Origin of the sequence: Bradyrhizobium pachyrhizi (assembly GCF_029714545.1) — a bacterium.
Classification (GTDB): Bacteria; Pseudomonadota; Alphaproteobacteria; order Rhizobiales; family Xanthobacteraceae; genus Bradyrhizobium; species Bradyrhizobium pachyrhizi.
In genome coordinates, this window is the sequence record NZ_CP121667.1 from 2,987,359 (window position 1) to 3,006,812 (window position 19,454).

Consider the following 19,454-nt stretch of genomic DNA (forward strand, 5'->3'; position numbering starts at 1 on the left):
CATCGCGATCAATGCACCCGACCGTCAAACGGTCCGCTGTGAGGTGCACACCGGATTTTGCTGAGACCGGGCGAAACGGTCGCGCTCGACCTGAAGCTGACGCGAGAGCCCTAGTTAATGCCCTTCAAAGACTAGCGCGGTCTTTGGGTCCGAACTCGAGCTTGTCGCTCTCGGAGGTCTCCGGTACCGCGAAGAGCGTCGGTAGGCTGCGGTACCAAGTTGCCAACCAGGCGATGCCCACCAGAAGCACAATGCCCAAGACACTCACGAGTATCTGGGCAAAAATTCCGCCCGAGACCTGAACAAGTATCCAGTGAGCAGCGAACGATAGGAACCGCCGAAGCAAAACACAGGAGGGAGCGTCGAAATCCGGCAGGGCGGTCCTGGCGCCACCAAAGTCCACGTTGAACCGTCATCAATCCAGCGGGGACTAACCATTCAGCGCGGCTGGTCCAACCGCAAGCGAAAAAGTCCGCGAAGCCGCCGCAGCCGAATGCCTTATATGGACCCTCTCCATGCCCGACACCCATGTCCGCGACTCCTCGTGGAAAACCGATCTAATCTGGCACTATTTCCACACCGTCACGACGGTGGCCAAGGCACCCACCGCCTATCGCAAGTTCTACAGCAATCAGGACGCCAGCGACGAATTGGACAACCGCCATCGCGTCTATGAAATGCTGGTGGATGAACAGCTGCACACCCTTCCCGCCCTGGCGGCGACCGCTGACGCGTCGATGGAAAACTACAAGAAGAGCAAGCTGCCGTGGAACCAGAACAATGGCGGTTTCCTCAAGGCAGTTAACAATGAATATTGGTGCGGTTCGATCATCAAGATCGTGTTTGTCCGCTACATGGGCTGGAAAATGGCCGAACCGACGGCGCGCGACCAGGTGAGCGCGGGCCGCGATCCCAGCAAAGCGGTGGATTGGACAATCAAGAATCTCGAAAACAAGGTGCCGGTGAGGGCCTCCCTCGGCGGCGCTCATTATGTGGGCATCGTCGGGCACCGCACATCGGGAGCCGACGGCAAGATCACCGAGTTCCTGTGCCTCGACCCATGGGCCTACGGCATCGACGGGGGCAATCGGGACATGAAATATGCCGGTACAAAGACCGCCTTTCTCGGGATCAGCAAACGCGACGGCGCGATATGGACCTACAGCAATAAGGCCGTCGCCTTCGTCGAACGGCCATCCTAGGAAACCATATCTGGCCAGGGGCGCCGGAACGTCGGCCAGGACCCGGACGCAGACGTTCCGAGGATGTCCGACTGGTCTCTATGCGCTCCGCCTGACCTCAGCAATTATGAGGCTTTCAAGCTCCCTGACGGCTTCTGCTTCAGTAATGCCGCTAACAAGCGCCACTTCTCCTGACAGGCGTTCGACTGCCGCAGCGTACAGTTGTCGTTCGCTGTAGCTCTGCTCGGCATTGACCGCGGGCCGATACAGATCGCGCATGACCTCCGCGATAGCGATAATATTGCCCGAATTGATCTTGCTTTCGTATTCTTGGGCAAGCCGGGACCAATTACCCCGCGCTTTGTGCGGCGCCTGCCCCAGAATTCGTCGCATGTGCTCGATGGAAACGGGATCGGACAGTTGGCGCATTCCGACGTTTGCCGCCTTCCTCGTCGGAACGCGTAGCGTCATCTTGCTCTTCGCGAAATAGACGACAAAGCACTCGAGGCAAGCCCCCGCCATTGTCTGTTCCTCAATCGCTACAATTTGGCCGACGCCGTGCGCAGGGTATACGATCAAGTCCGTTGCTCTAAATCCAAAGCGTGTCTCGCCGTCCTGGCCCTTATTCGTTTCATCGGCGGAGGTCGCTGATGCTGAATGTGTGTGGTTCGAATAACTAGATCTGGTCTGATTATCGAAATTCATTTCGCGAAGCTCCATGGCTTCTGGAATGGGCTCGTGCCAATTCCAGCTCTAATCAATCAGCGTCTGAAACAAACTGCCGGGCTGGAAATGATTCATGTTGCCCGATCTGATCCCTAACCAATAAGCCGTGAGCGCGGGCGCCGCCACGAGAATGACGGCTCCAATTTCTATTCCCTTCAATCGCTGTGGCTTCTTGGCAACGTGTTCCCACTCGGCGAAATCAATCGTTCCGTGCCGATGAAACGAACACTTGCCAAACCCAGAGACGCGATCTCTCATGCCTCGATCAGCTCACTCATTCGTACCGCAGGCGCGATGATGCCGCGACCGCTTGGGGTCAAAAGCCGCCGATAGCGACCGAACCCATGGATTCCCGGTTCACTTCGGAGAGCCGTCATTCCCGTTGGTCATCCAAAGACCGTCAGCTATGGGCCAATTGCGACATTCAAACTGAAATCAGTCCTACGGAATCTCACGATTTTTGGCTGCGCCGCGTTGCCGCTTTGGAATAAGCCGTGACGCGGTCGAGCAAGGCCCCGGCTTTGATCAGGTCCGAGCGCTCGCTGGCCGTGAGGCATGCATCCATGGCTTCGGTGAGCCAGTGCTCGCCGCGGGCGCGGCTGTCATCGAGAAATCGCTGCCCGGCTGAACTAAGCCGGAGCCTGACTTTGCGCCGGTCCTTGGTGTCCGGCGTCCGCACGATCAGCTTGCGCGCTTCGAGGGAGCGCAGCGCTGCAGCAAGATTTGAAGAGCGCATGCCTTCGTCAGCCGCGAGCACCGAAGGTGTGGCCGACTCGCCGTGGCGGTCGATCGCACCCAGCACGAGCAACCGCGCCCAGGATCGATCGTCCGCGGTGGCTTCACGACGCAGCCGGCGGGAAGCGTCCATCAACTGTTTTCGCAGTTGCGTGATGTCGCGGTTCCGGCGTTGAATTTTCATATTGCTACTATCAAATAGCTATTGACGGATAGCAATAGAGGCCATGAGCGATCTGTTGAATGCTTCCGTGCAGGAGGACTGCTGCGCTGGCCGCCTCCGGCAATCGTGACGATCGCAGCCCACCTCATCATCCAAAATCAGTTGAGGAGATCACGATGACGTCCAAAACCCTGAGAAAGTTGATCGAGGAAAAGCCGTTTGTGACCTGTCCCGGTGTCTTCGATCTGGTCTCCGCCAAGCTCGCCGATCGCACCAAGGCCGACGCGCTCTACATGACAGGCTATGGGGTCGCGGCGTCCTACCTCGGACTGCCTGATGCCGGTCTAGCGACCTATTCGCAGATGCTAGATCGCGTGCAGGTTATCGCCCAAACCGTGCGCAAGCCGCTGATCGCCGATGGCGATACCGGTTACGGTGGTCTGCTGAATGTTCATCATACGGTCCGCGGCTACGAGAAGGCTGGAGCCGCAGCGATCCAGCTTGAAGATCAGCAGAGCCCTAAGAAATGCGGGCATACGCCGAACCGGCACGTGATCTCTGCCAAGGAGATGGTCAACAAGTTGACCATCTCGAACGATGCCCGCTCGTCGAAAGATTTCCTAATCATCGCGCGCACGGACGCTCGCACGCAACTTGGTCTCGAAGAAGCGATCCGCCGCGGCGAAGCCTATGCTAAAGCCGGGGCCGACATTATTTTCATCGAGAGTCCGGAATCGGAAGCGGAGATGCGAAAGATCGGAATGGCTTTGGGCGTGCCGCTGGTCTCGAACCAACTACACGGGGGTCGGACCCCCATTCTCAGTCAGGATAAACTTAGGGAAATCGGCTACCGGATGGCTATTTATCCGACGGCGGGCCTGCTCGCTACCGCTTATGCTCTGAACAACGTCTATAGTGCGCTGGCCGAAGACAAGCCGGTGCAGGAGCCGCTCTATGACTTCAACGTGTTCAGCTCGTTGATTGGTTTTCAGGAGGTGTGGGCTTTCGAGGAAAAATACGCCTCATTGGAAGCGGATTGAGCCGCGACGTGACCGACACATCTGGAAGCCAGCCGGAAGTCTATGACCGCACGACGATCACGCTGCACTGGGCGACCGCAATTCTCGTCGCGATCCAGTTTCTAATCGGTAGGACAACTAACCTTCTGCAGCGGGGCCCGCTTCGGGTCGACATCTGGTCCGTGCATGTCCTGTTTGGTTTTGCGTTCGCGAGCGTAGTGATCTTCGGAATGTTCTGGCGCGCCACACGCGGCCGTAGATTGCCGCCGATTAACCGCGGCGTCCTCCATGTGACGGCAGTGGCAATGCACCGGCTGATCGATCTGCTGCTCGTGATCATGGTCGCACTAGGTATCGCCAATGTGTTTGCGCACGGTTTCCCACTGTTCAATATTCTGCACTTTCCGAAATTCGGCGGTGACGAATTCATGCGTAGCGTCAATGCCTGGCACGGATTGATCGCAAATATCATCGTCGTCGTGGCACTGCTTCATTCCGCGGCCGCGCTTTTCCACCGCCATGTGATCAAGGACGGTGTTTTGCGCAGGATGTGGCCAACCCTGACTGAGCGGTGAGCCCGATGACGGCGATTTGGCCGTCTCGAACCGCCGCGCCGCGCGCCCGGGGCGGGCGGCGGGGTTGGACAAAGAGTGACTTTCAGTTCGGCAATGGGTCACGAACGACAAAACTCAAAGTGAGCATGACGCGTCCGCTTTCGGGCGCATCGTGGCCAGAGCATTCCTTGGCCGGGCATGTTGCCTTGCGGTCGAGAAGGGTGCATGGGCCAACATCCCGCCACGATGCAACTGAGCCTATCCGCTTCAGCCTGTATCTCTGCCGCGCCCGGAACTTGGTCGAGCGCTGCTTCAACAAGATCAAGAACTGCCGCCGGGTTGCGACGCACTAGGACAAGCTCGCCGCCAACTACCTTGCTTTCGTTCAACTCGCGTCGATCAGGCTATGGCTGCGCGCTGATGAGCCCGCGTCCTAATTGAACGCCATGCCACCGCTCATCGCGATGGTCTGTCCGGTCATGTAGGGATTGTTGACCAGCAGCATCACGGCCTGCGCCACCTCTTCCGCTGTGCCGAAGCGGCCGACCGGGATCCGGCTGACGAGCTCGCTCTGTCCCTTCATCATGTCGGTCTCGATCAGCGACGGCGCGACGGCGTTGACGGTGATGCCTTCCTTGACGAGGCGTGCGGCATAGCCGCGGGTCATCCCCTCCATCGCCGCCTTGGATGCATTGTAGTGCGGCCCGATCGAGCCGGCGCCGCGCGCCGCGCCGGAGGAGATATTGACGATACGGCCCCATTTGCGGGTGCGCATCATCGGCAGCACCGCCTGCGTGCAGAGAAACGCCGATTTGAGATTGACCGTGATGGTGCGGTCGAAATCCTCTTCGGTGAGGTCGTCGACACCCCTGACGATCGCGATGCCGGCATTGTTGACGAGGATGTCGACCGGGCCGAGCTCGGATTTGGCGCGCTCGACCAGCGCGGCCACGGCGGCAGCTTCCGAGACGTCGGCGGCGATCGCGACGGCGCGGCCGCCGGCGGCGGTGATGCCCTTTGCCAGCGTCTCCGCCTCGGCCGAGCGCTCGCGATAATTGATGGCGACGGCGGCGCCGGCATCCGCCAGCATCTTGACGATCGCCGCGCCGATGCCGCGCGATCCGCCGGTCACCAGTGCCACATGTCCGTGCAGACTGCTTGTTGTCATCAAAGTCACCCTGTTCGACGTCCCCTCGCAGGCTCGCAAACGGGAAGGCGCGGCGCAATGCAACTCTGCTCAAATCTGCGTTGGAGGCCGCAGCGCGGCGAAAAACCGGCTTCCGGGGCCGGAATCGGCCTTGCGTCAGGCCCGGGCCGGCGGCAATGGTTGGGACATCACTTCTTGGCCCACCCACGAGAGATCGATGAGCAAACTGATTGTCCACGCCGGCGAGTTCACCTTTGACGCCCGTTTCGAGGAGCAGCTCGCGCCGAAGACGGTCGCCGCGTTCCGCAAGGCGATGCCGTTCGAGAGCCAGGCGATCCACGTGCGCTGGAGCGGCGAGGGCGTCTGGATGCCGCTCGGCGATCTCGACTTCGGCGTGTCCTACGAGAACCACACCAGCTACCCGGCGCCGGGCCAGATCATCCTCTATCCCGGCGGCATCAGCGAGACCGAGATCCTGCTCGCCTATGGCGGCGTGCACTTCGCCAGCAAGATGGGCCAGCTCGCCGGCAATCACTTCATTACGCTGACCTCGGGGCTGGAGAACCTCACCGCGTTCGGCAAGACCGTGTTGTGGAAGGGCGCGCAGAACATTCGCTTCGAGGAAATCTGATGTGACCGAGGCCCGCTATCCGCGCGATCTCCGCGGCTACGGCCGCAATCCGCCCGATCCGAAATGGCCCGACGCGGCGCGCATCGCCGTGCAATTCGTGGTCAATTTCGAGGAGGGCGGGGAGAACAACATCCTGCATGGTGATCGCGCCTCGGAAGCGTTCCTGTCCGACGTGCTCGGCGCACAGCCCTGGGTCGGCCAGCGGCACGCCAATATCGAGACGATGTTCGAATATGGCGCGCGCGCCGGCTTCTGGCGGCTGTGGCGGATATTCACCGAGCGGAAGCTGCCGGCCACGGTGTTCGGCGTCGCGATGGCGCTGAGGCGCAATCCGGACGTCGTTGTCGCGATGCAGGAGGCGGGCTGGGACATCGCAAGCCACAGCCTGCGCTGGGTCGAGCACAAGGACATGTCGGAGGACGAGGAGCGCGAGGAGATCGCTCGCGCCATTGCCGTGCATGCCGAGGCGACCGGCGCGCGGCCGCTCGGCTGGTACACCGGCCGCTCCTCGATCAACACGCTGCGGCTTTTGATGGAGGCGGGCGGCCTGCGCTATCTCTGCGATTCCTATGCTGACGATCTGCCGTACTGGATCAAGGCAGCCGGCACCGAGCCGCATCTCGTGATCCCCTATACGCTCGATGCCAACGACATGCGCTTCATCAACGCGCAGGGCTTCGGCGGCGGCGAGGAGTTCTACACCTACCTGAAAGACAGTTTTGACGTGCTCTATGCCGAAGGCGCGACCTCACCGAAGATGATGTCGGTCGGGCTGCATTGCCGCGTCGTCGGGCGTCCTGGCCGCGCCGCCGCGCTGATGCGCTTTCTCGACTACATCCAGAAGCACGAGCACGTCTGGGTGCCGACGCGGCTTCAGATCGCCGAGCATTGGCACGCCAATCTCAAGCATCTCGCCGCGGACGCGTTCGAGATCGCCTAGCGCGGTCGTTAGCGAGCCGCGGCCGCTTCGCCTCGCCTGCGGCAGGGCAATCGCATATGGCAAAGAACTTCGTCGTCCCGGACAAGCGCAGCGAAGCGGAGCGCAGATCCGGGACCCATAACCACAGGGCGTGGTGATAAAAGCGAGCTGGGGCCACGGCCTTGTTCAACAACAAGGTTCTGTGGCTATGGGTCCCGGCCTACGCCGGGACGACACCAAGCTTTGCATATGCGATTGCCCTGCCGCCTGCGGGGAGAGACCGGAACGCATCGCCAGATGCGTTCCGGGTGAGGGAGAGCCTCAATGCCCGGCCATATGCCGGCCGATCTCGGTGAGATCAGCCTCGCTGGCGCGGGCCTCATGCACGAACGCGCCGTGGAACATCACGACCAGCCGATCCGACAGCTCCAGCAGCTCGTCGAGGTCCTCGCTGACCAACAGCACCGCCGCGCCGCGGTTGCGCGCGGCCATGATCTCGGCGTGGATTTGCGCCACGGCCGCGAAGTCGAGTCCGAAGCAGGGATTGGCGGCGATCAGCACCTCGACGTCGCCGGAGAGCTCGCGCGCCAGCACCGCGCGCTGCACATTGCCGCCCGACAGTGCCGCGATCGGCGTCTCCGGCGTGCGGGTCTTGATCTTGTAGCGGTTGATCTTGCGCTCGGCGTCGTTGCGGAAGGCCGCACGGTTCAGCCACCAGCCGCCGCGCGCGAACGGGGCACGATCGAACTCGCGAAATGCGATGTTGTCGGCGACGCTCATGCCGCCGACGCAGGCGTTCTTCAGCGGCTCTTCCGGCAGCAGCGACATCCTGTGGCGCCGCATCTCAGCGCGGCTCGCCGTATAGGTCTCGCCCTGGACGCGGATGGTGCCGCTCTCGGCCTGGCGCTGGCCGGCCAGGACCTCCACGAGCTGGCGCTGGCCGTTGCCGGAGACGCCGGCGATGCCGACGATTTCGCCGCTCTTCACCGTCAGCGACACCCCGTGCACGGCGATCGCGCCGGCATCGTCAAGCGCGGTGAGCCTGTCGAGCTCGAGCCGCGGTGCGCCGGTCTCGCCGGTGCGCGGCGGCTGCACCGTCAGCTGCTCGGCGCCGATCATGGTCCGGGCCATCTCGTCCGGTGTCAGCTCGGCGACCCGGCCGCTGCCGGCGAGCTTGCCGCGGCGCAGGATGGTCACCTCGTCGGCAAAGGCCATCACCTCGCGGAACTTGTGCGTGATCATCAGGATGGTGAGCTCGCCCGCAACCACCATGCCGCGCAGCATGCCGAGTACCTCGTCGGCCTCGCCCGGCGTCAGCACCGAAGTCGGCTCGTCCAGGATCAGGAAGCGGCGCTTCAGATAGAGCTGCTTGAGGATCTCGCATTTCTGCCGCTCGCCGGCGGAGATGTCGGATACTTTTGCGTCGAGCGGCACCTTGAACGGCATCCGCGCCAGGAAGGCCTCCAGCTCCTTCTTCTCCTTGCGCCAGTCGACCACGGCAGGAACGTCGTCGCGCGCCAGCACCAAATTTTCGGCCACAGTCATCGCCGGCACCAAGGTAAAGTGCTGGTAGACCATGCCGAGCCCGAGCGCATGCGCGTCCTTCGGATTGGCGATGGCCTGCTGGCGGCCGCCGACAATGATGTCGCCTTCGGTGGCGTGGTAATAGCCCATGATGCATTTCACGAGCGTGCTCTTGCCCGCGCCGTTCTCACCAAGCAAGGCGTGGAACGAGCCTGGACGCACCTTGAGCTCGACATTGTCGAGCGCTGTGAAATCGCCGAACCGCATCGTCATGGCGATGGCGTCGACGCCGAATGCGCCTGATGGTGCGGGCGGCTCGCCGATGATCACGACAGCGCCCCGATCAGGTCGGCGGATTTGGTCACCGCGCCGAACACGCCGCCCTGCATTTTGATCATCTTCAGCGCGTGGTCGTGGTTGCTCCGGTCGGTCGCGCCGCAGCAGTCCTCGACCAGCACGCATTCGAAGCCGCGGTCATTGGCCTCGCGCATCGTGGTATGGACGCAGACGTCGGTGGTGATGCCGGTCAGCACGATGTTCTCGATGCCGCGCAGCCGCAGCATCAGCTCGAGATCGGTGGCGCAGAACGAGCCCTTGCCGGGCTTGTCGATAACAGGCTCGCCCGGCAGCGGCGCAAGATCAGGGATGATCTCCCAACCGGGCTCGCCGCGCACCAGGATGCGGCCGCAGGGGCCGGGATCGCCGATGCCGGCGCCGATCTGGCGCGAGCGCCAGCGCTTGTTGGCGGGCAGGTCGGCCAGATCAGGCCGGTGCCCCTCGCGTGTATGGATGATGTGAAAGCCCTGCGCGCGCATCACCGCGAGCAGCTTCCTGATCGGCTCGATCGGCGCGCGCGTCAGCGAGAGGTCGTAGCCCATCTTGTCGACATAGCCGCCGACCCCGCAGAAGTCGGTCTGCATGTCGATGATGATGAGCGCGGTATTCTCTGGCCGCAGGTCGCCGTTGTAGGGCCAGGCATAGGGCTCGGACTTGATGAAGCGCTCGGGCATGAAATGATCTCGCGAGATGCTATCGGGTGATGGACAATTCGGCGGGCGCGCCGGTCAGCGTGCGCTTCGGCGAGCAGGTGATGATCATGATCGCGAGCGTCAGGATGTAGGGCGCGGCGTTGAACAAATGATAGCCGGAGGTGATGCCGACCGATTGCAGCGCGGGCCCGAGCGCGGCGGCGCCGCCGAAGGCGAGCGAGGCCCACAGGCAGAGCATCGGGTCCCAGCGCGCGAAGATCACCAGCGCCACGGCGGTGATACCCTGTCCCGAGGAGAGGCCTTCGTTCCAGCTGCCGGGATAGAACAGCGACAGGAACGAGCCGCCGATGCCGGCGAGGAAGCCGCCGACCATGGTGGCGCGCAGCCGGATCAAGAGCACCGAATGGCCCATCGCGCGCGCCGCATCCGCGCTTTCGCCGGCGGTGCGGATCAAGAGGCCCCAGCGCGTGGTCCTGAAGGCCCAATAGAGCAGCGGTGCGATCGCGACGCCGATCAGGAACAGCACGTTGATGCGCAGTGCCGCGCGCAGCTGCGGCACGTCGCTCCACCAGCCGAAATCGATCGCCGGCAGCCGGGCCGCCGTGGGCTCGATCAGCGGCTTGCCGAGGAAGAACGCGAGCCCGGTGCCGAGCAGCATCAGCGCGATGCCGACCGCGATGTCGTTGACCCGCGGCAGCGAGCAGATGCCGGCATGCAGCGCGCCGAACAGGGCACCGGTGATTCCGGCCGCGAGCACCCCTAACCACGGCGAGCCCGACAGGTAGGAGATGCCATAGGCGCTCATCGCGCCCATCACCAGCGTGCCCTCGAGGCCGAGATTGATGCGGCCACTTCTCTCGGTGATGCATTCGCCGAGGCTGACGAACAGGAACGGCGTCGAGACGCGGATTGCGCCGCCGAATACGGCGAGCGGAACGGTCCAGAGCCCGAGCGATGCGTCCGCCATGTCAGGACTTTCCCTTCAGGAAGCCGATGCGCCCGTAGAGCGCGTCGCTCGCCAGCACGAACACGAAGATGATGCCTTGCAGCACCAGCACCGAAGCGTCGGGCAGGCCGAGCCGCCGCTGCAACAGGCCGCCGGAGGCCGAGATGCCGCCGAGCAGGATCGCCACCGGAATGATCGCCAGCGGATTCTGCCGCGCCAGGAACGCGACGAGGATGCCGGTGAAGCCGTAGCCCGCCGCAAGATTGGCATTGGTGCGGCCCTGCACCGCCGCGACCTCGATCATGCCGGCAAGCCCGGCGCAGCTGCCGGCGAGGAAGCAGACGGTCAGGATCAGCTTGCCGACACTGAGGCCCACGATCTTCGCGGCGCGGATGTTGCCGCCGGCGACGCGCGCGGCGAAGCCGAAGGTGGTGTGATAGATCAGGATGTACGCGGCAACGGCGGCGACGAGGCCGAACGCCAGGCCCCAATGCACGTCGGTGCCGGGAATGGTGCCGATCATGTTGGCGGCGCCGATCTCGCGCGTCGACGGCTTGTTGAGGCTCGCTGGATCGCGCATCGGCCCCTCGACCAGATGGTTGAGGACGGCAAGCGCGATATAGACCAGCAGCAAGCTCGAGATCGTCTCGTTGACCCCGCGATATTGCCGCAGGCCGCCCGACAGCGTGATCCAGAGGCCGCCGCCGATCATGCCCGCGATCACCATCGCGATCTGCACCACGATCGGCGCCGCGCCTTGCAGCGCCAGCGCCGCCGCGGTCGCCGACAGCGCGCCGATCAGCAGCGCGCCTTCGCCGCCGATGATCACCATGCCGAGCTGCGCCGGCAGCGCCGTGCACAGCGCGGTCAGGATCAGCGGTGCGGCGCGGGTCAGCGTGTTCTGCCAGGAGAAGGCGGTGCCGAACGCGCCGTAATACATGTAGAAATACAGATCGAGCGGGTTCTTGCCGTAGAGCGCGACAAAGCCGCCGAACACCGCGAGCGCGCCGACCAGCGCCGCGCCCGGGATCAGGATGTATTCGATGCGCGTGCCGTGGCGCTGGAGGAATCCGATATCGGCGGCCGGAGCGATGCCGGCCGCCTCCACCGATTCCGCCGTCTCGGTCGTCACGCGGTGGCTCCGATCACGCCCTCGACGAGATAGTCCATCTTCTCGAGTTCGGGATCCTGCTGGCCGCGATCGGTGCCGGACGCGATCACCGTCTTGCCCTTGTTGTCGACCAGCGGGCCCTTGAAGATCGTAAACTCGCCGGACATGAACTTGGCCTTGACGTCGTCGGCGTGCTTGCGTGCTTCCGCCGACACCATCTCGCCATAGGGCGACACCTTGACGATCTCTTCCTTGAGGCCGCCGCGATAGAAGTTCGGGATCGCTTCGCCCGCGGTGATCATCTTGACGAATTTCGGGTAGAGCGCCTCCCAATTCCACTCGGCGCCGGTGAGATAGGCCTTCGGCGCCAGCGGCGACTGGTTGACGTGATAGCCGCATACGAAAGCGCCGCGGCGCGCGGCGTTCTCGACCATCGTCTTCGGTCCGTCGACATGGCAGGTCAGCACGTCGACGCCCTGGTCGATCAGGCTGTTGGTCGCCTCGGCTTCCTTGACCGGCATCGACCAGTCGCCGGTGAAGATCACCTGCGTGGTCGCCTTTGGGTTGGCGAGCCGCGCGCCGAGCGTGAATGCATTGATGTTGCGCAGCACCTGCGGGATCGGCTTAGCGGCGACGAAGCCGAGCTTGCCGCTCTTGGTCGAATAGCCGGCGACGATGCCGGAGATGTATTGCGCCTCGTCGATATAGCCGAAATAGCTGCCGGCGTTCTTCGGGTCCTTGTCGGACCACAGGCCGCCGCAATGCTCGAAGCGCAGTTTTGGAAACTTGCCCGCCATCTTGAGGACGTGCGGGTTGTAGTAGCCGAACGAGGTCGGGAACATGAGCGTGGCGCCGTCGAGATTGATCATGGACTCGATGGTCTTCTCGACCGCATCGGTCTCCGGCACCTTCTCTTCCTCGATGACCTTGACGCCACGAAGCTTCTTCACCGCCGCCGCACCCTGGGCGTGGGCCTGGTTGTAGCCGTAGTCGTCGCGCGACCCGACATAGATGAAGCCGATCGTGGTTTCGGCTGCCGCCGCGCCACGAATGCCGAGCGTGCTGCCGAGCGCCAGTGCGGCGCTCCCTTGCAATAAATGCCTTCTTGAAATCCTGCCAAAATCCATCGCTCGCTCCCTCCGGCGGGTCCGGCCCGCCTATCCCTGTCGCGACCGCCTGTCGGCGGAGCATGAGGGAAGTGTCGCAAGCTTCATGCCAGAGCATGTTTGGCGGTCATTCCTCCGTAAGCGGTTGAATGTACGTTGGAATGATAATCGGCCCCGGAAAGGTCGGAAGCTGATTGAGATCCATTTGCCTATTTTATAAGCGATCGATCGCTGTTGTATGCAATGCCGTTAAGCAGTCGCTAACCGCTGGACTGCCGGTGCGCGCCCGGTCGGGGCCTGGGCACGACGCGCCAATTGCCGGCTGGTGAATCGGATCGGGCCTGCTACGAGTGAAGCGAGCTCCGCCGGCCGCGTTGGACTGATGGGAAACAGCATGAGCGAGATAAAACCGTCATCGAAATCGTCTTCCCTTGGCGAGGAGATCGTGGCGCGGATCGATCAGCTCGCGTCGATCTCCGAGACGCCGGAGCATCTGGCGCGAATCTTCCTCACCGACGAGCATCGCAAGGCAGCCGATCTCATCCTGTCCTGGATCCGCGAGGCCGGCATGAGCGCGCATCTCGATGCGATCGGCAATGTCTGCGGCCGCTATGAGGGCGAGCGGCCGGGGCAGCCGGCGCTGATGCTCGGCTCGCATTACGACACCGTGCGCGACGCCGGCAGATGGGACGGCCCGCTCGGCGTCATCACCGCGATCGCCTGCGTCGCCGATCTGAACCGGCGCGGCAGGCGATTGCCGTTTGCGATCGAGATCGTGGGCTTTGCTGACGAGGAGGGTGTGCGCTTCGCCTCGACCCTGCTCGGCAGCCGCGCGGTCGCCGGCACCTTCGACGAGAGTGTGCTCAACACGCGCGACCGCGCCGGCACGTCGATGCGCGATGCGCTGATCCAGTTCGGGCTCGATCCCGATCATATCGGCAAGGCGGCGCGCGCCCGCCGCGAACTGCTCGGCTATGTCGAGCTGCACATCGAGCAGGGCCCCGTGCTGGAAGAGAAGGCGCTGCCGGTCGGCGTCGTCACCGCGATTTCGGGCGCGACCCGGCTGGCCGCTAGGCTCACCGGCGTCGCCGGCCATGCCGGCACGGTGCCGATGAAGCTGCGGCGCGATGCGCTGGCGGGCGCTGCCGAATGCATCGTTGCGATCGAACAGTTTTGCAGGTCCGACGAACAAGGCCTCGTCGGCACCGTCGGCTATGTCAACGCGATGCCGGGCGCCACCAATGTGATCCCGGGCAAGGTGTCCTTCACCATGGATATCCGCTCGCAGAACGACATGCATCGCAAGCGCGCCGTCGCCGACATCGTGCGGCAGATCGAGGCGATCGCAAAACGCCGCGACCTCGCCTTGCAGATCGACGTCACTCACGAGAACCGCAGCGTGCCCTGCGCGCCATGGCTGAAGTCCCAGATCGCCGAGGCAGTCGCGGCCGAGGGCTATGCCGCGTTCGAGCTGCCGAGCGGGGCGGGGCATGACGGGATGGCGATGGTCGATGTCGCCGATATCGGCATGATCTTCGTGCGCTGCCGCGGCGGGATCAGCCACAATCCGGCCGAGCATGTCGAGCTCGCCGATGCCGGCACCGGCGCGCGGGTGCTGCTGCGCTTCGTCGAGAATTTTCGTCCGCACGGTTTAGTGAATAGCTAAAATTGCGCGCTTCGCAGGCCTTGGCCGAGGAGCGCTTGCTGTCCACGTTGCGTCAGCACGCCGCAGGCACCGGTCCAGGGGCCGCTGCCGCCCCCCTCGTGCCTAATCCGGACAGATCAGACCACCGTTTCCGGCCCAGCTGGCCTATTTGCGAGCCGGGCGTGAAGCGCTAGACTTGGTGCAACGGGGGGTAGTGGACATGAGGTCGTCCGTCGTCCAGGACGTTCAGTTCCCAAAGCAACCGGCGCTGCAGCTGATCTATGACACGGCGCCGATCGGTCTTGCCTACCTCTCACCCGATTGCCGTTACCTTCAGATCAACCAGCGGCTCACCGAGATTTGCGGCATTTCGGTCGAAGGCCACCTCGGGCGCACGGTGCACGATTGCGTGCCCGCACTGGCTTCGGCCGTCGAAGGTATCGTTCAGTCGATCATGGAGACCGGGGAGCCCGTGACCGACGTGGAGGTCTACGGCCAGCGCCCTGGCCACAATGACGAGCGATGCTGGATCACGCATTGGCATCCGCAGCGCGAACCGAACGGGAGCATCGTCGGCGTCAACGTTGCGGCCGAAGAGATCACCGATCGCAAGCGCAGCGAACGCGAAATCCGCGCCGCGCGCGATGCAGCCGAGAAGGCCTTGCACCATCTGCAGGAGACCCAGGCGTCGCTGATCGAGGCGGAAAAGCTCGCGGCGCTCGGCCGGCTGGTGGCCGGCGTCGCGCACGAGATCAACAGTCCGGTCGGCACCAGTCTCACCGTCGCCTCGGTGCTGGAGCAGAAATGCGCCGACTTCGCTGCCGAGGCCGCGCGCGGCAAGCTGAAGCGATCCAGCCTGAGCGATTTCATCGAGGTCGTCGAAAGCGCCTCGTCGCTGCTGGTCGGCAACCTCAAGCGCGCGGCGGATCTGGTGCAATCGTTCAAGCAGGTGGCCGTCGATCGCAGCTATTTCGACCGGAGCCAGTTCGATCTCGGCGCGGCGACCGAGCAGGTTCTCTCGAGCCTGCGTCCGGCCTTGCCGAAGAACAACCTCGCGCTTGAGGTCGATTGCTCGCCCGGTCTTGCCATGAACAGCTATCCCGGCCCTTACGGCCAGGTGCTGACCAACCTGTTCGTCAATTCGGTGGCGCACGCGTTTCCGGATGGCAAGGGCGGCATGATCACGATCCGGCTGCGCGCCTCAGGCGCGGATCAGGTCGAGATCCTGTTCGCCGACAACGGTTGCGGGATGGACGACGACGTGCTGCGGCAGGCCTTCGATCCATTCTTCACCACGCGCCGCGATATCGGCCGCATCGGGCTCGGTCTCCACATCGTTCATAACATCGTCACGAACCGGCTGGGCGGAGAGCTCAATCTCGACAGTGCGCCGGGCATGGGGACACGCATGCGGATCACGCTGCCGCGCGTGGCGCCGCGGCGCGTGACCGATAGTTGATGGCTACAGGGGAGGCCGAGAAGGAAATGCTCCCCGGCTTTCGGGCCGGAAAACGTCCTTCCAAGTAACCGCCGCAAAAGGCATTCCACTACCCTTGCTTCCGCCCCCGTCGTCGCGACATTCTCAGGGTATTCCTGATGGTTACGACGATGAGCCAATCCGCATTCGATCCCTTCGGCGAGCCGGTCCCCGCGGTCGATCCTTCGATCGCCAGCGAGGGCGTGTCGAAATGGCTGAAGACCGCGGGCACCAGCGTGTTCTGGGTGCTGGTGGTCGGCATCGTGCTGGCACGGGCCGTCTATTTCGAGCCCGGCGTGTTCAGCTTCGAGCATGCCGTTGCCTGGGCGCAGGGTCTGTTCGCCGCGCTCTAGCCGCAGGTCCGCGCGGGGCCGTCCTGGCCCTTTGTGCTTCCCGAATGATCCCCTCGAACGCCACCGCCGCCGGCACGTCCAGCCGGCCGGGCGATTTCAGCTGCCAGAGCGTGCGCTCGATATGGATGCCCTTGATCGGGATCACCTTCAGTTTTCCGAGCTTCACTTGATCGTCGATCGTTGCGATCGACACGATGGCGACGCCGACGCCGGCCGCCACCGCCTGCTTGATCGCCTCGGTGCTGCCGATCTCGAGCGTCCGCTGCGGCTCGACGTGGTGGGCGGCCAGCGCCTGCGCGACCACCTCGCGCGTGCCTGAGCCGGGCTCCCGCACGATCAGGATCTCGTCGTTCAGCGACCGGATGTCGATCGGCCCCTGGACCGCCGCGAAGCGATGATCCGGACCTGCGATCAGCGCCATCACGTCGGTACGCCAGGCTTCGCTGATCAAATTCTCGTCCTCGACCGGCCCCTCGACCAGCGCGATCTCGATCTCGTGCCCCAGCATCAGCGTGGCGATATCGCTGGTGTTGGCGCTCACGACGTGCAGATCAATGCCGGGAAAGGCGCGGTGGAACACACCGAGATATTCCGGGATCATGTAGGTCGCGATCGTGGTGCTGGCGCCGATCCGCAGCGAGCCGCTGCCGAGATTGCGCAGCGCCTGCAATTCGTCCTCGGCGGCGCGTTCGGCCGCGAACAGGGTCTCGGCATGCCGCGCCAGCGCCGCGCCCTCCCGGGTCGGCCGCACCCCCTTCGGCGTGCGGTCGAGCAGCCGGCAGCCGACCTGCAGCTCGAAATCCCGCACGCCCTTGGAGATCGCGGGCTGGCTGATGTGCAGGAGGTCGGCGGCACGGGAGAAACTTCCGGTTCTCGCCACGGCCGCGAACAGGCGGAGCAGATGCAGGTTGAGGGACATAACTTCTCTCTATCGGGGCAGTCCGAAAATATATTAGCCAAGAGGTGCGCCTTGGCGCATAAAATCTTCTCCGAAAAGAGGATTTTGTGCCGGAACAAGAACAAGACCAGGGGCAGAAGCAGGGGGCGCTGCGGCGCATATTCCAGCTCATTCCGGGGATTCTGCTCTGCGGGGCGGTCACCGTCATCTCGCTCGGCGTCCAGGCCGCCGAGGAGCGCGTTTTCGACCATCCCTATATCGAGGCCCTCGTCGTCGCGATCCTGCTTGGCATGGCGGTGCGCACCGCCTGGGAGCCGTCGGCGCGCTGGCGCTCGGGCATTGCCTTCAGCGCCAAGCAGCTGCTCGAGGTCGCGGTGATGCTGCTCGGCGCCTCCATCAGCTTTGCCGCGATCGTGGCGTCGGGCGGACTGCTGATCGGCGCCATCGCGGTGACCGTCGTGATCATGCTGGCGGTGAGCTATGGCCTCAGCCGGATGCTCGGGCTCAAGACCAAGCTCGCGATCCTGATCGCCTGCGGCAATTCGATCTGCGGCAACTCGGCGATCGCGGCGGTGGCGCCGGTGATCGAGGCCGATGGCGACGACATCGCCTCGTCGATCTCGTTCACCGCGATTCTCGGCGTGCTGATGGTGCTTGGCCTGCCGCTCTTGATTCCGCTGCTCAAGCTGACGGCGACGCAATACGGCATCCTCGCCGGCCTCACCGTCTATGCCGTGCCGCAGGTGCTGGCGGCGACCGTGCCGGCGGGCATCGTCTCGACCCAGATCGGCACCCTGGTCAAGCTGGTGCGGGTGTTGATGCTGGGTCCGATCGTGATCGGCCTCTCGCTGCTGGTGGCGCGGCGGCGCAAGGCCGGCGCCGCCAGCGACGGCGCCTCAAAGGCCGCCTCGATCAGCCCGTTCAAGCTGGTGCCCTGGTTCATCATCGGCTTCCTGGTGCTGGCCGCCCTGCGCTCGTTCCAGCTCGTGCCTGACATCGCGATCGCGCCGGTGACCAAGGCGGCGGCGATCCTCACCGTCGTCTCGATGGCAGCCCTCGGGCTCGGCGTCGATGTGCGGGTGCTCTCGACGGTCGGCGGCCGGGTGACGGCCGCCGTCACGCTGTCGCTGTTGTTGCTGCTGGCCTTGAGCATCGGTCTCGTGCATTTCTTCAAGTAGAGCATGATCCGGAAAAGTGTGGAGCGGTTTTCCGAAGAGATCATGCTCACATCAAAGGGCCGGCTACTCGGCGGCCTTCGCGGTCTTGCCGAACATCCGTGTCGGCGCCGGGAAGCCGCAGGACGTGCCGTCGGTGATCTTGACCTGATCTTCCCACGGAAGGCGGAAGCGGCCGGACACCATGTCCTGCATGAACGTGTACGGGCAATCCATCGCACCGCCCTTCACCGCGACATAGCCGCGGTGCCAGAGCTGATAGATGTTGTTCTCGACGCCCCAGTTGATCCGTGCCTCGCGCACGAGGTCGGGCCGCACCTCGGCGGTGATGATCTCGTCGGCCCGTCCCGTGGTCCCGTGCGCGATGATGCTGCCGTCGAAATTGACGATCATGCCTTCGCCCATCGAGTCGAACGACCCGTCCGAGCCGCACATGCAGACATTGGCCGTCACCATCAGGTTCTGGAACGCGTTGGCCTGGTTGGTGAAGCGCCAGCTGTCGCGGATCGGCGCAGTGTAGCCTGCGGTGCGGATCATGAGCTCCGCGCCCTTGTAGGCGCATTCGCGGGCCATTTCCGGGAACATGCCGTCATGGCAGATGATCAGCGCGAGCTTCGCGCCCTTCGGTCCGTCGATCACGGGAATGCCGACATCGCCCGGCTCCCACGGCTCGACCGGAATCCAGGGATGGAATTTGCGGTAGTACAGCTTGATATCGCCGTGATCGTCGATGATCAGGCCGGAATTGTAGGGGTTGCCGTGCGGATTGAACTCCATGATGGAGAAGCAGCCCCAGATCTTGTTGTCGATGCAGGCCTGCTTGAAGGCCGCGACTTCAGGCCCGTCGAGCCGGCACATGATCTCCGGATTGGTGTCCATCGAGAGGCCGTGCAACGAGTATTCCGGGAATACGACAAGATCCATGGTGGCGAGATTGCGCCGTGCCTTGCCGACCATCCAGACGATGCGCTCGGTCTGTCGTGCCAGATCGGCCTTGGTCGCAACCACGGCCAGCTGTAGCTGCACCAGCCCGATCACCACACCGTTGGGTGATTTGTTGAGACCGCCAAGTCCATTCATGCTGTCCTCCCGCTTGTTTGAGACGCTTGGGTGCTTCGTTCGATCCTGCCTTAGGCTAGCAACGATCATGCCAGC

At 63.7% G+C, this 19,454-nt stretch carries 21 protein-coding genes and 1 pseudogene; 10 read left to right on the forward strand and 12 right to left on the reverse strand.

Annotated features, from left to right (window positions below):
- Positions 1-124: 124 nt before the first annotated feature.
- The gene (gene opgC, locus QA639_RS13830; RefSeq protein WP_283090059.1) at positions 125-403 is read right to left on the reverse strand and encodes an OpgC domain-containing protein; all 279 of its coding nucleotides are present in this window, start codon (positions 401-403) and stop codon (positions 125-127) included.
- 112 nt (positions 404-515) lie between these two features.
- Between opgC and QA639_RS13835 the strand changes: the two genes are divergently transcribed.
- Positions 516-1,202: a hypothetical protein gene (locus tag QA639_RS13835; protein ID WP_050387800.1), complete on the forward strand. Its 687-nt coding sequence runs from the start codon at positions 516-518 to the stop codon at positions 1,200-1,202.
- Positions 1,203-1,280: 78 nt separating this feature from the next.
- Here QA639_RS13835 and QA639_RS13840 read toward each other — a convergent pair whose 3' ends face one another.
- From QA639_RS13840 to QA639_RS13850, 3 genes are all read right to left on the reverse strand, one after another.
- Positions 1,281-1,886 carry a CarD family transcriptional regulator gene (locus QA639_RS13840; RefSeq protein ID WP_082190838.1) on the reverse strand — a complete coding sequence of 202 codons (606 nt, stop codon included), beginning with the start codon at positions 1,884-1,886 and terminating at the stop codon, positions 1,281-1,283.
- A 48-nt stretch (positions 1,887-1,934) separates the two neighbouring features.
- Complete coding sequence (locus QA639_RS13845; protein ID WP_157345648.1) at positions 1,935-2,165, reverse strand: hypothetical protein; 231 nt, start codon at positions 2,163-2,165, stop codon at positions 1,935-1,937.
- Positions 2,166-2,358: 193 nt separating this feature from the next.
- Positions 2,359-2,826, reverse strand: coding sequence for a MarR family winged helix-turn-helix transcriptional regulator (locus tag QA639_RS13850; protein WP_050387798.1), 468 nt, complete (start codon positions 2,824-2,826; stop codon positions 2,359-2,361).
- Positions 2,827-2,981: 155 nt separating this feature from the next.
- Between QA639_RS13850 and QA639_RS13855 the strand changes: the two genes are divergently transcribed.
- From QA639_RS13855 to QA639_RS13865, 3 genes and pseudogenes are all read left to right on the forward strand, one after another.
- Positions 2,982-3,845: an isocitrate lyase/PEP mutase family protein gene (locus QA639_RS13855; protein WP_283090060.1), complete on the forward strand. Its 864-nt coding sequence runs from the start codon at positions 2,982-2,984 to the stop codon at positions 3,843-3,845.
- Between the two features lie 8 nt (positions 3,846-3,853).
- Entirely contained in the window at positions 3,854-4,399 is a 546-nt protein-coding gene (locus QA639_RS13860; RefSeq protein ID WP_028334443.1) for a cytochrome b, read from the forward strand.
- Positions 4,400-4,656: 257 nt separating this feature from the next.
- Positions 4,657-4,815: pseudogene (locus QA639_RS13865) on the forward strand (IS5/IS1182 family transposase); the annotation flags it as partial.
- On the opposite strand, the gene QA639_RS13870 reads toward QA639_RS13865, so the two are convergent.
- Positions 4,812-5,546 (reverse strand): SDR family NAD(P)-dependent oxidoreductase, encoded by a 735-nt coding sequence (locus tag QA639_RS13870; protein ID WP_028334442.1) that lies wholly within the window; start codon positions 5,544-5,546, stop codon positions 4,812-4,814. The pseudogene QA639_RS13865 and the gene QA639_RS13870 overlap by 4 nt on opposite strands.
- A gap of 196 nt (positions 5,547-5,742) precedes the next feature.
- Here QA639_RS13870 and QA639_RS13875 point away from each other — a divergent pair, with 196 nt between their 5' ends.
- Both QA639_RS13875 and puuE read left to right on the forward strand, forming a co-directional pair.
- Positions 5,743-6,156 carry a DUF3830 family protein gene (locus QA639_RS13875; RefSeq protein ID WP_157345655.1) on the forward strand — a complete coding sequence of 138 codons (414 nt, stop codon included), beginning with the start codon at positions 5,743-5,745 and terminating at the stop codon, positions 6,154-6,156.
- A gap of 1 nt (position 6,157) precedes the next feature.
- Positions 6,158-7,096: an allantoinase PuuE gene (puuE, locus tag QA639_RS13880; protein ID WP_283090061.1), complete on the forward strand. Its 939-nt coding sequence runs from the start codon at positions 6,158-6,160 to the stop codon at positions 7,094-7,096.
- A gap of 300 nt (positions 7,097-7,396) precedes the next feature.
- Here puuE and QA639_RS13885 read toward each other — a convergent pair whose 3' ends face one another.
- The 5 genes from QA639_RS13885 to QA639_RS13905 are packed head-to-tail and all read right to left on the reverse strand — an operon-like array spanning position 7,397 to position 12,772.
- Positions 7,397-8,929 carry an ABC transporter ATP-binding protein gene (locus QA639_RS13885; RefSeq protein ID WP_283090062.1) on the reverse strand — a complete coding sequence of 511 codons (1,533 nt, stop codon included), beginning with the start codon at positions 8,927-8,929 and terminating at the stop codon, positions 7,397-7,399.
- Positions 8,926-9,609: a biuret amidohydrolase gene (gene biuH, locus QA639_RS13890; RefSeq protein WP_157345657.1), complete on the reverse strand. Its 684-nt coding sequence runs from the start codon at positions 9,607-9,609 to the stop codon at positions 8,926-8,928. Before biuH ends, QA639_RS13885 begins: the two co-directional genes overlap by 4 nt.
- A gap of 19 nt (positions 9,610-9,628) precedes the next feature.
- Entirely contained in the window at positions 9,629-10,555 is a 927-nt protein-coding gene (locus tag QA639_RS13895; RefSeq protein ID WP_050631205.1) for an ABC transporter permease, read from the reverse strand.
- Between the two features lies 1 nt (position 10,556).
- A complete protein-coding gene (locus QA639_RS13900; RefSeq protein ID WP_283090063.1) occupies positions 10,557-11,666 on the reverse strand; it encodes an ABC transporter permease in 1,110 nt (369 codons plus the stop codon).
- Positions 11,663-12,772, reverse strand: a complete 1,110-nt coding sequence (locus QA639_RS13905) for a BMP family ABC transporter substrate-binding protein (RefSeq protein WP_157345659.1) — start codon at positions 12,770-12,772, stop codon at positions 11,663-11,665. The genes QA639_RS13900 and QA639_RS13905 overlap by 4 nt, the downstream gene beginning before the upstream one ends.
- A 373-nt stretch (positions 12,773-13,145) precedes the next feature.
- Between QA639_RS13905 and QA639_RS13910 the strand changes: the two genes are divergently transcribed.
- The 3 genes from QA639_RS13910 to QA639_RS13920 all read left to right on the forward strand — a co-directional run bounded on the left by QA639_RS13910 (position 13,146) and on the right by QA639_RS13920 (position 16,226).
- The gene (locus tag QA639_RS13910; protein WP_283090064.1) at positions 13,146-14,417 is read left to right on the forward strand and encodes an allantoate amidohydrolase; all 1,272 of its coding nucleotides are present in this window, start codon (positions 13,146-13,148) and stop codon (positions 14,415-14,417) included.
- Positions 14,418-14,616: 199 nt separating this feature from the next.
- Positions 14,617-15,855 (forward strand): ATP-binding protein, encoded by a 1,239-nt coding sequence (locus tag QA639_RS13915; RefSeq protein WP_283090065.1) that lies wholly within the window; start codon positions 14,617-14,619, stop codon positions 15,853-15,855.
- Between the two features lie 149 nt (positions 15,856-16,004).
- Positions 16,005-16,226, forward strand: coding sequence for a hypothetical protein (locus QA639_RS13920; protein WP_038377517.1), 222 nt, complete (start codon positions 16,005-16,007; stop codon positions 16,224-16,226).
- Here the strand turns inward: QA639_RS13920 and QA639_RS13925 are convergent.
- Complete coding sequence (locus QA639_RS13925) at positions 16,174-17,145, reverse strand: LysR family transcriptional regulator (protein WP_028334433.1); 972 nt, start codon at positions 17,143-17,145, stop codon at positions 16,174-16,176. The genes QA639_RS13920 and QA639_RS13925 overlap by 53 nt on opposite strands.
- Positions 17,146-17,231: 86 nt before the next feature.
- Between QA639_RS13925 and QA639_RS13930 the strand changes: the two genes are divergently transcribed.
- Complete coding sequence (locus tag QA639_RS13930; RefSeq protein ID WP_028334432.1) at positions 17,232-18,302, forward strand: YeiH family protein; 1,071 nt, start codon at positions 17,232-17,234, stop codon at positions 18,300-18,302.
- A 63-nt stretch (positions 18,303-18,365) separates the two neighbouring features.
- On the opposite strand, the gene QA639_RS13935 is transcribed toward QA639_RS13930, so the two are convergent.
- Positions 18,366-19,379 carry a formamidase gene (locus QA639_RS13935; protein WP_028334431.1) on the reverse strand — a complete coding sequence of 338 codons (1,014 nt, stop codon included), beginning with the start codon at positions 19,377-19,379 and terminating at the stop codon, positions 18,366-18,368.
- Between the last annotated feature and the right edge of the window lie 75 nt (positions 19,380-19,454).